At 70.7% G+C, this 12,204-nt stretch carries 10 protein-coding genes; 1 reads left to right on the top strand and 9 read right to left on the bottom strand.

What is annotated here, in order from left to right; genetic code table 11:
• Positions 1 to 56: 56 nt before the first annotated feature.
• The 9 genes from MHO01S_RS12780 to MHO01S_RS12740 all read right to left on the bottom strand — a co-directional run bounded on the left by MHO01S_RS12780 (position 57) and on the right by MHO01S_RS12740 (position 10,992).
• Positions 57 to 1,352: a sugar ABC transporter substrate-binding protein gene (locus MHO01S_RS12780; protein ID WP_060959305.1), complete on the bottom strand. Its 1,296-nt coding sequence runs from the start codon at positions 1,350 to 1,352 to the stop codon at positions 57 to 59.
• A gap of 37 nt (positions 1,353 to 1,389) precedes the next feature.
• Positions 1,390 to 2,490 carry a LacI family DNA-binding transcriptional regulator gene (locus tag MHO01S_RS12775; protein WP_060959304.1) on the bottom strand — a complete coding sequence of 367 codons (1,101 nt, stop codon included), beginning with the start codon at positions 2,488 to 2,490 and terminating at the stop codon, positions 1,390 to 1,392.
• 104 nt (positions 2,491 to 2,594) lie between these two features.
• A complete protein-coding gene (locus MHO01S_RS12770; RefSeq protein WP_060959303.1) occupies positions 2,595 to 4,205 on the bottom strand; it encodes a dipeptide ABC transporter ATP-binding protein in 1,611 nt (536 codons plus the stop codon).
• Positions 4,202 to 4,717, bottom strand: coding sequence for a GbsR/MarR family transcriptional regulator (locus MHO01S_RS12765; protein WP_060959302.1), 516 nt, complete (start codon positions 4,715 to 4,717; stop codon positions 4,202 to 4,204). The genes MHO01S_RS12770 and MHO01S_RS12765 overlap by 4 nt, the downstream gene beginning before the upstream one ends.
• On the bottom strand, positions 4,714 to 6,150 hold the full coding sequence (locus MHO01S_RS12760; protein WP_060959301.1) for a serine hydrolase domain-containing protein: 1,437 nt from the start codon (positions 6,148 to 6,150) through the stop codon (positions 4,714 to 4,716). Before MHO01S_RS12760 ends, MHO01S_RS12765 begins: the two co-directional genes overlap by 4 nt.
• On the bottom strand, positions 6,147 to 7,037 hold the full coding sequence (locus MHO01S_RS12755; RefSeq protein ID WP_060959300.1) for an ABC transporter permease: 891 nt from the start codon (positions 7,035 to 7,037) through the stop codon (positions 6,147 to 6,149). Before MHO01S_RS12755 ends, MHO01S_RS12760 begins: the two co-directional genes overlap by 4 nt.
• The gene (locus tag MHO01S_RS12750) at positions 7,030 to 7,962 is read right to left on the bottom strand and encodes an ABC transporter permease (protein ID WP_060959299.1); all 933 of its coding nucleotides are present in this window, start codon (positions 7,960 to 7,962) and stop codon (positions 7,030 to 7,032) included. The genes MHO01S_RS12755 and MHO01S_RS12750 overlap by 8 nt, the downstream gene beginning before the upstream one ends.
• Complete coding sequence (locus MHO01S_RS12745; protein WP_061782395.1) at positions 7,959 to 9,302, bottom strand: M14 family zinc carboxypeptidase; 1,344 nt, start codon at positions 9,300 to 9,302, stop codon at positions 7,959 to 7,961. Before MHO01S_RS12745 ends, MHO01S_RS12750 begins: the two co-directional genes overlap by 4 nt.
• A gap of 103 nt (positions 9,303 to 9,405) precedes the next feature.
• A complete protein-coding gene (locus MHO01S_RS12740; protein WP_060959297.1) occupies positions 9,406 to 10,992 on the bottom strand; it encodes a peptide ABC transporter substrate-binding protein in 1,587 nt (528 codons plus the stop codon).
• Between the two features lie 179 nt (positions 10,993 to 11,171).
• Between MHO01S_RS12740 and MHO01S_RS12735 the strand changes: the two genes are divergently transcribed.
• Positions 11,172 to 12,092 (top strand): PRD domain-containing protein, encoded by a 921-nt coding sequence (locus tag MHO01S_RS12735; protein ID WP_082734122.1) that lies wholly within the window; start codon positions 11,172 to 11,174, stop codon positions 12,090 to 12,092.
• Positions 12,093 to 12,204: the final 112 nt, after the last annotated feature.

Below are 12,204 nucleotides of genomic sequence, written 5' to 3'. Positions count from 1 at the left end.
CTCTTTCGAGGTCGTCGAGCGGAGCGGGTGGGACGCGAGGTCCCACCCGCTCGGGCTCACTTGGTGAAGCCGTACCCGTCGTTGGACGAGATGTTGGCGTCGATCTCGCTGACCGCCTGGTCGAGCGAGGTCTTGACGTCGGCGCCGTTCATGATGTCCTTCGCGGCGGTCTCGAACGTCGTGGAGATGACGGCGTAGGCCGGCGTCGCGGGACGCAGCACCGCGAACTTCTGCGACAGCTCGACGAAGGGACGCAGCACGCCCTCATCGTTGAAGTACTTCGAGGCCTGCGCGGCCGAATCGGTCGCCGGGATCACGATCTGCTGGTCGGCGAACTGGGTGATGTACTTGTCCTGGAAGCTGAACTCGAGGTACTTGCGGGCACCGTCGGCGTCGTTGCAGCCCTTGGAGATGGCCCACTGCCACGAGCCGCCGCCGATCTTCGGGCCGGTGCCGAGGTCCGGCGGGGGCAGGATCAGCAGGTCGTCGCCGACGGCGTCGACCGAGGCGAGCGCGTTCCACACGCCGGTGTAGCTGAGGGCGACCTTGTTGTCGACGAACTCCTGGTTGCCGACCGTGCCGTTCGCGTTGGCGTAGCCGTCGCGGAAGAGGTTCTGGAACCACGTGCCCCACGCGACGGCGTCGTCGCCGTTGAGCGCGCCCTCGGCGGTGAGCATGCTCGAGCGGTCGATGAGGTCGCCGCCGAAGCTCTGCAGGAAGGGAGAGTAGGCGTAGGGCCACCACTCGCCCTTGTCCTCGGCGCCGATGTCGATCGGGGTCTCGTAGCCCGCGGCCTTCAGCGTGGCCAGCACGGAGCCGAACTCGTCCTTCGTCCAGGGCTTGTCGACGGTCGGGATGCGGATGCCGTTCGCCTCGAGAACGGACTTGCGGGCGAAGATCGACAGCGCGGCATCCCAGTAGCCGGCCGAGTAGATCTGTCCGTCCCACGTGCCGACGGCGGTCGGCAGCAGGGCGTCGGTGATCTTGGTGTCGATGCCGAGCGGCTGCAGGTAGCCGGCCCACGCCCAGTTGGGCATGATCGGCCCGTCGAGGTCGAGGAGGCAGGGCAGGTCGCCGGATGCCGCCGCAGCGACGACGGCGTCGTTGTAGGCGCCCTGCGGGAAGGACTCCTCGACCACCTCGTACTGGTCCTGCGACGCGTTGAAGTCCGAGATGATCTGCTGGTAGACCGCGAGCTCGGCCGGGTTTCCGGCCGAGTGCGTCCACATCGTCAGCTTCGTACGACCGTCCTCGGTCGTGCTGTCACCTTTGCCGGCCTGACCGCAGCCGGTCAGTGCCAGCACCCCGACGAGCCCCGCCGCAGCGAGGACCGACACGGATGTGCGCTTCATTGTGATTTCCTTGTCTCGTGATCGACGCGTGCGTCGATCACCGATCGGGGGTCGCCGAAAGCGACCGCTCGGTGTGTTGTGAGGTCCGTCGCCGGTTCGGTTTGGCGACATGCGCCGGCGGCGGGCCCACGGAGTCTCGTCGGACGACGGGACACTCCATCTGGTGAACGGCATCCTTTCCCCCCTCGCGGATGCCGAGTGCGACCTCCATCGCCCAGCGGCCCATCTCGTAGTGGGGCAGCGCGACGGTGGTCAGCGGGGGGTCTTGCTCGGCGGCGATGAACTGCTGGTCGTCGTAGCCGATGATCGAGATGTCCTCGGGGATGCGCAGCCCGCGTGCGTGGATCGCGGTGTAGGCCCCCGTGGCCATGCGGTCGTTGAAGCAGAAGATCGCCGTCGGGCGGCGCTCCGACGGGAGGTCGAGCAGGCGCTCGGCGGCGCCCCGCCCGCCGCGGTGCGAGGTCTCCCCGTGCACGTGCAGCTCGTCGTCGACGACGATCCCGGATGCCGCGAGCACCTCGCGGTAGCCCTCGAGGCGGAGATCGGCGGCGATGGGACGACCCGGGTCCTCGTCGGTGTCGATGTACGCGATGCGCGTGTGGCCCGCCTCGACGAGCTCGCGGGTCGCCGCGGCGCCGCCGGCGCGGTCGTCGGGCACGACGCTGGGAAAGCCCGTCACGCCGTCCGCCGGACGGCAGTCCAGCAGCACCGTGTCGGCGGGCAGCTTCACGTCGGCCGGGACGATACGGTGCCACATCGCCGCGTAGATCAGCGCGTCGACCTGCTGCGCGGTGAGGGCCCGGATCGCGGCGTCCTCCACCGCGGCGTCCGATCCCGTGTCGACGAGGAAGACGAGGTGTTCGTTCGCGCGGGCGACGTCCTGCGCACCGGCGAGCATGCGGCCGGCGAAGGGCGTGGTGGCGATCTGGTCGGAGATGAGCCCGACGGTCTTGGTGCGCTGCTGGCGGAGGCCGCGCGCGAGGGCGCTCGGCGCGTAGCCGACCGCGGCGGCGGCGGCGCGCACGCGGTCTCGTGTCTCCTGCGAGATCCGCGACTCGACGTCGTTCAGCACGAGCGAGACCGTCGTGACCGACACACCGGCCGCTGCCGCCACGTCGGAGATGCGTACGCGGGCCATGTCACCACTTCCTCGTGATAAATCGATTTAACGTCTGGAGTGATTATTGACCCGAGCTCGCCGGTTCGTCAAGCATCGATGCCGAAACGACACCGACCGTCGCGTCAGGCGGTGCGCCGCTGCGCCTGGACGAGGGGATCCGGCACGGGAGAGGAGGCGATCAGCGCCGACGTGTACGGATGCCGCGGCGCGCGCAGCACCTGCGTGCGCCGCCCCTCCTCCACGACCCTGCCGTGCTGCAGGACGACGATGCGATCGCAGAGCTCGTCGACGACCGCGAGGTCGTGACTGATGAACAGACACGCGAAGCGCAGCTCCCGCTGCAGTTCGCGCAGGAGCTCCAGCACGGTCGCCTGCACCGAGACGTCGAGCGCGCTCGTGGGCTCGTCGGCGATCAGCAGCCGCGGACGCAGCGCGATGGAGCGCGCGATCGCGACGCGCTGACGCTGACCGCCCGACAGCTCGTGCGGATACCGGCGTCGCCAGGCGGCGGGAAGGCCCACGGCATCCAGGAGCTCGGCGACGCGGGTGTCGAGCGCGGCGCCTCGCAGCCGCGCGTGCACGCGGAGGGGTTCGGCCACGGCGTCACCGACGGTGCGGCGCGGATCGAGCGCGGCGGTGGAGTTCTGGAACACGACGCCGACCTGGCGCTTCACGGCCACGGCGCGACGTCCGCTGACGGCGCGCAGGTCGACGCCGCACACGCGCACCGTCCCGGCCGAGATGGGCGTGAGGCCCAGGGCGCAGCGCCCGATGGTCGACTTGCCCGACCCCGACTCCCCCGCCAGCGCGACGATCTCGCCCTCCCGGACGGCCAGGGTGACATCGTCCACCGCCGCCACCGCGTGCCGGCCCCGCCCGTAGACGACCGACAGGGCGTCGACGTCGAGCACGACGGTGCTGCCGGAGGGATCATCGCGCTCGGGCGCGCCGAGGCGCGGCACCGCGGCGAGCAGCCGGCGCGTGTAGTCCGCGGTCGGCGCCGAGAACAGCTCCTGCACGCCCGCCGCCTCCTCGACGAGGCCGTCGTGGAGCACGACGACGCGGTCGGCGATGTCGGCGACGACGCCCATGTCGTGCGTGATCATGATGATCGCCGTGCCGACGCGGTCGCGCAGCCGACGCAGCACGTCGAGCACCTCGCGCTGCACCGTCACGTCGAGCGCCGTCGTCGGCTCGTCGGCGATGAGGATCTCCGGGTCGCACGCCAGGGCGATCGCGATCATGACCCGCTGCGCCTGGCCGCCCGACAGCTGGTGCGGGTAGCTGGAGAGGCGTTTGCGGGGCTCGGCGATCTCGACCATCTCCAGCAGCTCGATCACGCGGGCCCGTCGCTGGGCCCGCGTCATCTCCGGCCGGTGCACGATGAGCATCTCCTCGATCTGCGCGCCGATGGAGAACACGGGATCGAGCGCACTGCCCGGATCCTGGAAGATCACGCCGATGCGGGTTCCGCGGACGGCCTCGCGCCGGGCCGGCGTCATCGTGAACAGGTCCTCGCCGTCCAGCAGCGCCTCCCCGCGCACGACGGTGTTGCGCGGGAGCAGCCCGACCAGCGCCAGCGCGCTCACGCTCTTGCCCGATCCCGACTCGCCGACCAGGGCGAGCACCTCCCGGCGCTCGAGCGCGAACGACACGCCCCGGACGGCCTGCGTGGTCTCGCCCCCGGTGACGAAGTCCACCGCCAGGTCGCGCACCTCCAGCAGCGACGTCACGGCGCGACGTCCTCGTCGATGTCGGCGTCGCGGTACGCCTGCCAGTCGGCGAGCATCTTGCGGTGGTAGCCCATCAGCCAGATCATGTAGCGTCGCGCGTTCTGCAGGCGCGTGCGGGGTCCGGAGGCGGCATCGGGGAGGATGTCGAGACCGTACTCGATGGTCGAGGTGACCCGCCGCGCGTAGTCGCGCTCCCCGGCGAGGAAGCTGCCCCAGACATCCTCCTCGACGCGGAAGTAGCGGTTGCGATCGCCGGGCAGCGAGTGCGGCTTCAGGAAGCCGAGGCTCACGAGGGCGCGTGTGGACATCGAGACGGCCCCGGCGCTCGCCCCGAGCATCTCGGCGATCTGTGCGGAGGACAGGAACGGTCGGTCGACGATGAGCAGCAGGCCGAGCACCCGCCCGTCCATCCGCGGGTTGCCCGCCGCGCCCCACGAGAAGGCGAAGTCCTCGACGAACGTGCGCGCCTCTTCGCTCAGCTGCTCCGCCTGACGGTCGGTCTCCTCGCTCATAGCGACATCCTCTCCAATACCGTCCCCGGCTCCGGGAGCGCCATGGCCGCCTCGAACACGGCCTGGGGCCACATCGTCATGCCGCTCCACACGATCGATTCCACCCCACCGCCGGGCGCCTTCGCCACCTCGATCGGCTCGCCGGTCGCGCCGAAGCCGTCGCGGCGCGCCTGGTGCATGCGTCCGGACGCGTCGACCTCGATCTTCTCGGCCGCGCGCGCCGGGTCGTCCGCGGCCGGGTGCAGCGCGAAGGTGGCGCCCCCCAGGTGGGCGATGTCGAGCACGCTCCACAGGCTCGCGAACCGCTCCTCCGGCAGATCGCCGCGCGCATCGGCATCCGCGTGGGTCAGGGCGAGCCGGATGATCGCCATCGCCCCGGTGGCCAGCAGGTCGGCCGGGCCGTCGATGGCGTTGGTGAAGACGCTGACGGCGATCCCGTCCTCGGCATCCAGCCAGGTGCGCGTGATGTGCCCCGGGTAGCCGCCGCTGTGTCCGACGAGGCGGCGTCCGCCGAGGGTGTGCAGTTCGAAGCCGAGGCCGTAGTCCCGCGTCACGCCCGCGATGTCGATGCGTGAGTGCGCGTGCTGGGCCTGGCGCTTGCTGTCGTCAACGAGGAGGCGATCGTCGCCGAGCGCGTGGGCGGCGATGTAGGCGGTGGTCTCCGCGGCCGTCGAGTACCAGCCCGTCGCGGCGGCGAGCGCACGCGTGTCGACGTGACCGATCACGCGACGCTCGCCGTCGGCCAGTCGCGCCGTGTGACCCGCGGCGTACTCGCTCTCGCGGGCGCCCTGCCAGTCCGACCCCGAGCGCACGAGCCCCAGCGGGGCGCAGATGTGCGTGCGGGTGTACGCGTCGTAGTCCACGCCGGATGCCGCCTCGATGACGAGCCCCAGCAGCCCGTACGCGATGTTGGAGTACTTGAAGAACTCGTTGCGCGCGAACACCCGCCCCTCCGCGCGGCAGATCTCGACCAGGCGCGCACGATCCGGGAAGGGCCCGCCGCGCTGCCAGTAGTCGGCGTCGCGTCCGTCGCGGACGACACCGCCCTGATGCGCGAGCAGCTCGCGGAGGGTCACCGCCGAGAGCTCGGTGTCGACGAGCTCGGGCACCCAGGCGGCCACGGTGTCGTCGAGACGGAGATCACCGCGTTCGGCGAGCTGGAGCACCGCCGTCGCGGTGAAGGTCTTGGAGTGCGACGCGATGCGGAACAGGTGCGCGCCGGTGAGCGGGGTTCCGCTCGCGACGTCGGCACGGCCCCACGCGAAGTCGAGGACGAGCTCGCCGTCGACGCGGATGGCGGCCTGGATGCCGGGCACCTCCCGCTGGGCGCCGAGGAAGGCGAACCACCGGGCCGCGTAGCGCGCGGCATCCTCGACGGCTCGGCGTCGACGTGCGGCGGTCTCGTCGTCGGAGGGGGAGGCGGAGGCGGTCACAGACGACGTCCTTTCGGGTCGAGCGCATCGCGGAGGATGTCGCCGAGGGTGATGAGCGCGAAGACGGTCACGCTCAGGAAGAGAGCGGGGAAGAAGAGCATGTGCGGGGAGGTGCCGAAGTACGACTGGGCGTTCGCCATCTGCAGCCCCCACGAGATCGACGGCGCGCGCAGGCCCACGCCGAGGAAGGTGAGGGTCGACTCGGCGACGATGATGCTGCCCACCATCGTCGCCGTGATCGCGAGCACCGGGCCCAGCGCGTTGGGGACTACATGCGTGAGGAGCGTCCGGGTGTGGGAGATGCCCATCGCGCGTGCCGCACTGACGTAGTCCGTCCGCCGCACGGTGCGCACGGAGGTGCGCACGAGCCGCGCGAGCGTCGGCCAGCTGAACACCGCGAGCACCACGGCGACCACGAGCGGCGTGCGCTCCCCCACGCTGTTGAGCACGATGATCGCGCCGAGGATGAAGGGGAAGCCGAGGAAGACGTCGGTCAGGCGGGAGATGACCGCGTCGGCGATGCCGCCGTAGTAGGCCGCGACGGTGCCGACGACGATCGCGATGACCAGCGCGATGACCGTCGCGGTCAGGCCGATGAACAGCGAGGTGCGGGTGCCGTGGATCACGTTGGCGTAGACGTCGCAGCCCTGCAGGTCGGTGCCGAACACGTGCGCGGCGCTCGGCGGCTGGGCGCTGTCGCGCAGCGTGCACGCGCGGGGGTCGGGCTGGCCGAAGAGCCCGCCGATGACCGACGGGAACAGCGAGACGAGCGCGAGCACCGCGAGGATCGTGGCGCTGAGCCAGAACAGGACGCGACGGCGCAGGCTCATCCACACGCCGCGGCGGACGGTGATGTGCTCGAGGGCGGTCACAGCGGTCTCAGTCATGACGGCTCCGGGGGTCGAGCAACGCGTTCAGGAGATCGACGAGCACGTTCAGCACGAGGAAGATGAGGATCAGCGTCGTGCCGACCCCCACGATCGTCGGTCCCTCGTGCGTGCGGATGGCGCCGAAGAGGAGCTGTCCGATCCCGGGGAGGTTGAAGATGCCCTCCACCACGACGGCGCCGCCCAGGAGGAACCCGAGGTCGATCGCGACGAACGTCAGCACGGGCGCCACCGAGTTGCGCATGACGTGCAGTCCGACGATGCGGCGGCGGGGCATGCCCTTGGCCCGCAGGGTGCGCACGAAGTCGGAGTCCATCGAGTCGACGACGCTGCCGCGCATGAGCCGGGTGATCGAGGCGAGACCGAAGAGGGCGATGACCAGCGCCGGCAGGAGGTAGGCCGCCGGCCATCCCGCATCGGTGCCCGCGATGGGGAACCAGCCGAGCTGCAGTCCGAAGACCAGCTGCGCGGTCACGGCCACCACGAACACGGGGATCGACGTCGCGAGGATCGTCCCGAAGAGCACCGTGCGGTCGATCGCGCTGTCGCGGCGCAGACCCGAGAGCAGGCCGAGGGCGACGCCGAGCACGACTTCGATCACCCACGCCGTCAGCGCGAGCGTGATCGTGACCGGCCACCGCGACGCCATCCGATCCGCGACCGGCACACCGCTGAAGGTCGTGCCCAGATCTCCGGAGAACAGCCCGCCCAGGTAGCGCAGGTACTGCTGCCAGAGCGGCTCGTCGAGGTGGAACTGCGCCCGCAGCTGGGCGACGACGTTCGCCGGGAGGGGCCGGTCTCCGCCGAGGGCGGCGATCGGATCGCCCGGCAGGGCCCACACGGTGGCGTAGATGATGAAGGTGACGCCGATGACGACGATGACGAACTCCGCCAGGCGTCCCCCGATGCGCCGCGCGCCGATCATGCGAGCCTCCGCCGGACCGTTGCGAACAGCGCCGCGAGCTGCACCCCGACGAGGGCCTCGACCGGAACGGGCGGCAGGTCGGCGTGCGGGTCCTCGGCGAGCCACCGCTCCCACTGCGCCGCGAGGGCGTCGCGCGCGCGGCGGAGGTCGGCGGCGGCCGTGCCGGCGTGCACCTCGGCATCCAGCGCGCGACGCAGGATGCCGGCGAAACGCAGCCGGAAGGTGCGCACGACCTCGGTGTTGCCGAAGACCTCCGCGACGGTGGCGGGACGATCCGCGGCGGCCGCCGCCGACCGTCGCCGCTCGGCGACGGCGACCGCGCCCATGCCCGGCGCGAACGCCTCGCTGGCGCGCAGGAACGGCGAGTCGATCGTCAGCAGCGGGCGCACCGCGTCGAGGGTGCCCGTCAGCAGCGCGTGCAGTTCGTCGAGGTGGTCGGCCTTCGTGCGCAGCACCTCGCGGTAGGCGAGGTCGGTGGCGGTCGTGTCGGCGGCGTCCGGGTGGATCCAGTAGGGCAGCTCGGCGATCATCGTGGTCGTCCCGTAGCGCTCGAGGTAGTCGGCGGTGCCCGCCCCGCCCGCGCGGGCGTCGAGGCCGAGGCCGGACGCGAGGCGGTGATCGATCAGCTCGCGCGTCAGCGGTGCCCGGAAGACGGCGTCGGCCAGCGGCGTCAGTCCGTCGAACTCGGGCTCTCCGACGTCCAGCGGCAGCCCGAACGCGGCGGGGATCGCGCTGAGCTCGCGGGCGAGCGCGGGGTCGGCGTCGTTGGTGTAGAAGTAGACGCCGCCGAACTCGCCGTTGTGCAGGCCGACGAACACGTCCGGCCGGACGCGGTCGAACAGCCCCATCAGGGCGAGCGTCTCGGGGATCGGGGCGTCGAAGCGCGCCCCGCGGTAGGCGAACGGGAACGACCACTCCACCTGCTCGGACGGCGCCGGCCGGTAGAAGCCGCGGTAGTAGTCCGCCCGGCGAAGCGGCGGGGCGAACCAGCCCTCGTTGAGCCGCGTGCCGTCGGGGTCGGCGCACGGGACGAGATGCCACGTCGCGCCGCGGGAGTGCTCGGGCTCGGTGAGCAGCAGGCGGGCGAGCCGCTGGACGGTGCGGAAGCCGATCGGCTCGTTGGGGTGCACGCCGGCCGCGACCACGACCTGCGCCGGCCCGTCGCCGATGGTGATCACGTCGATGGGCGCACCCTCGCGCGAGTGTCCGATGACCGATGCCGTCGCCCGGTCGGGATGCGCTCGGCACAGCTCCTGCAGATCGGCGCGCAGCGCGTCGACGGTGGGGAAGCCGTCGATCGCGTCGGCGGCACCGGGAGCGGCGGCGGGGAGGAAGGTCATGAGCGCTCTCGTCTGGAACTGGAACGGCCCCGCGGGGGGGTCGAGGGCGGGTGCGGCCGGGGCGGGTGCGGAGCGTCGGGCGGGACGCTCCGCACCCCGACCGTCATTCGGTGAGGACGATCGACCGGTAGGTGGGGTTGCCCACCGGCGAGGTGACGAGCTGTGCGACGCGCGGGGAGGTGACGTAGGAGTACTTCTCGAAGAAGAGCGGCACCGCCGGGAACTCCTTCTGGATGATCTGCTGCACGGCGGCGTAGGCGGAGCCGTCGGTGGACAGATCGGCGTCGGCGGCGGTCATCGCCGAGGCGACCTCGTCGCTGTACCAGGGGATGCAGTTGGTGCAGCCGCCGCCCTTGATGAAGAAGACGCGCAGCGTCGCCTGCTGGCTGGGGTAGAGGGCGCCCCACCGCGAGAAGAACGGACCGGTGATGTTCTCGTCGTTGCGGTTCTGCAGGAACTCGGCCCAGTCGGCGCTCGGGGTGGCCGTCGCGTCGATCCCCAGGTTCTGTCGGAGCTGGTTCGCGATCGCCTGGTAGAGCGGGTCCAGTCCGCCGCCACCGGGGTAGTAGATCTCCATCGGGCCCGAGAACCCGCCGGCCTCGGCCAGCAGCGCCTTGGCCGCCTCGGGGTCGAAGGAGCAGTAGTCGCCGCAGATCCCGGTGGGCGTGCCGGGCTCGATGGCCGGCGTCCACGCCGTCGCCGGGGCGTACGTGCCGCCGTAGATCACGTCGATGATCGCCTCGCGGTCGATCGCCATGGAGATCGCCTCGCGCACACGCACGTCCTGGTAGGCGGAGTTCCACAGGGGCAGGCCCAGGAACGAGATGCCGGGCGCCTCGAACGAGTACAGACGCTGCCCGAAGTCGGCCGACGCCTGCGTGAGCTTGGAGGCGGGGACCCCCGCGACGTCGAGGTTGCCGGCGAGGACGTCGGTGTAGGCGGTCTCGCTGTCGGTGTAGGGCACGAACGTGATGCGGTCGATCGTGGGCTTGTCGCCCTTGTAGGCGCTGTAGGCGTCGAGGACGATCGGCTCGTTCTCGACGTAGTCCTGCGCGAACTGGAAGGGACCGTTGCCGACCGGATGCGTGTTGTAGGCGGTGAAGTCCGCGAACGCCGAGGCGGGCATCGGGAACATCGCGGTCTGCGCCTGCGTCACCTGCAGCGGGAACTGGCTGTCGGGACCGATGAGGGTCACCGTGAAGGTGAGGTCGTCGACGACCTTCAGCCCGGACATCTCGGTCGTGGACGGGGTGCCGGATGCCGGGTTGAGGTCGGCGTAGCCGACGATGTTGGCCAGCTGTCCGGAGTTCTCGAACGCGTTCGGACCGTACGCCACCGCGTTCCACGAGTCGACGTAGCTCTGCGCCGTCACGGGGGTGCCGTCCTGGAAGGTCCAGCCCTCGCGCAGGGTGACGGTCCAGGTCGTGGCGTCCTGCGACTCGATGGACTGGGCCTGGACGTACTCGAGCGAGCCGTCGGAGTTCAGGAACGCGAGCGGCGCCCACACCGCCATGTTCACGTCGTAGGCGACGGATTGGCGGCCCGGGACGATCAGCTGCGGGTCGGTGGAGGCGACGCGGATCTCCTTCTTCTGATCCGCGCCGGAATCGGACGGTGTCGCACTGCAGGCGGACAGTGCGAGGGCGGCGGCGACGACCGTGGCCGCCGCGGCCAGGAGCCTCTTGTTCATGGTTTCCTCATTGCGGGTTGCGGGACGGGTGAGGTGCTGCGCCTCACCGGCGAGGAGCAGGACCGGCGAGATACCCACACAGTAGAGGCGAAAGCTTTCGAACTTTCAGTACGTAATGAAACCTTTACAACCACGAAATCGTCGGAGCGGTCGGCGGCGCGACTTCTAGACTTCTCCACATGAGCACCCCCGACGCCGCGGCATCCGCTCGGCGCACCCCCGCGACGCACGCCGTCCCGGTGCACAAGGTGCTCAACAACAACGTCGTGATCGCCGTCGACGAGTCGGGGCGGGAGCGCGTGCTGATGGGACGAGGGCTCGCCTTCGGGTTGAAGCCGGCCGACGTGCTCGATCCCGCCAAGGTGGAGAAGACGTTCATCCTCGACACCGGCGCGGACGGCGAGCGCGAGCGGCGCCTGCTCACCGACGTCCCGTATCCCATCGTCGAGGCCGCCACGCGGGCGGTCGACGAGGCCGAGCGCCGACTCGGCCGCGATCTGGGACGGCGGTTCACGATCGCCGTCATCGACCACGTCGCCTACGTGATCGAGCGGCTGGACAAGGGGATGCGGATCACCACGACCTCGATGCCCGAGCTTCGCGTGCTCCACCCCCAGGAGTTCGCCGCCGCCGAGCACATGGCGGGATCGATCGCGACGAGCCTGGACCGCGAGCTTCCCGCCGAGGAGGCGGTGTTCCTCACGATGCACCTGCTCAACGCCACCCGCGACGAGCCCAACGGCACGGCCGCGCTGCTGTTCCGCCGCGTGCAGCACGTGGTCGAGGTGGTGGAGCACTCGCTCGGCGTGCGCCTGGACGTCGACGGCCCCGACTACGCGCGGTTCATCCTGCACGTGCAGTTCCTGCTGCAGCGGCTCGTGAGCCGCACCATGCTCGCGAGCGGCGACACCTCGTTCTTCGAGTTCGCCAAGCACAGCTACCCGCGCTCGTACGCGATCGCCGAGGAGGTCAAGGCGTACGTCGGCGGCGCGACCGGGTCGGAGCTGACCGACGAGGAGCTGCTGTACCTCATCGTCCACGTCGAGCGTCTGAAGAGTCAGATCGCCCCTGGCGCTGAACCCGACCCTGTGGTAACTTGATCGCAGATCCCTGGATCGTTACCGCATCAGCGGGCGAAACCTGGACTCACCGAGAGCTTCGGCACTCATCGAGTCCAGGTTTTTTTGTTGCCCGGGCAGAGGTGCCCGGGCC

Origin of the sequence: Microbacterium hominis NBRC 15708 (assembly GCF_001592125.1) — a bacterium.
In the GTDB taxonomy this organism is placed as follows: Bacteria; Actinomycetota; Actinomycetes; order Actinomycetales; family Microbacteriaceae; genus Microbacterium; species Microbacterium hominis.
Note: the sequence above shows the minus strand (reverse complement) of the source record. Positions and strands in the feature narration are given on the sequence as shown.

Bases quoted from the DNA above. Each gene is read 5' to 3' on its own strand.
- MHO01S_RS12780 (WP_060959305.1), bottom strand. From the start codon at position 1,352: ATGAAGCGCACATCCGTGTCGGTCCTCGCTGCGGCGGGGCTCGTCGGG.
- MHO01S_RS12775 (WP_060959304.1), bottom strand. From the start codon at position 2,490: ATGGCCCGCGTACGCATCTCCGACGTGGCGGCAGCGGCCGGTGTGTCG.
- MHO01S_RS12765 (WP_060959302.1), bottom strand. From the start codon at position 4,717: ATGAGCGAGGAGACCGACCGTCAGGCGGAGCAGCTGAGCGAAGAGGCG.
- MHO01S_RS12755 (WP_060959300.1), bottom strand. From the start codon at position 7,037: ATGACTGAGACCGCTGTGACCGCCCTCGAGCACATCACCGTCCGCCGC.
- MHO01S_RS12750 (WP_060959299.1), bottom strand. From the start codon at position 7,962: ATGATCGGCGCGCGGCGCATCGGGGGACGCCTGGCGGAGTTCGTCATC.
- MHO01S_RS12745 (WP_061782395.1), bottom strand. From the start codon at position 9,302: ATGACCTTCCTCCCCGCCGCCGCTCCCGGTGCCGCCGACGCGATCGAC.
- MHO01S_RS12740 (WP_060959297.1), bottom strand. From the start codon at position 10,992: ATGAACAAGAGGCTCCTGGCCGCGGCGGCCACGGTCGTCGCCGCCGCC.
- MHO01S_RS12735 (WP_082734122.1), top strand. From the start codon at position 11,172: ATGAGCACCCCCGACGCCGCGGCATCCGCTCGGCGCACCCCCGCGACG.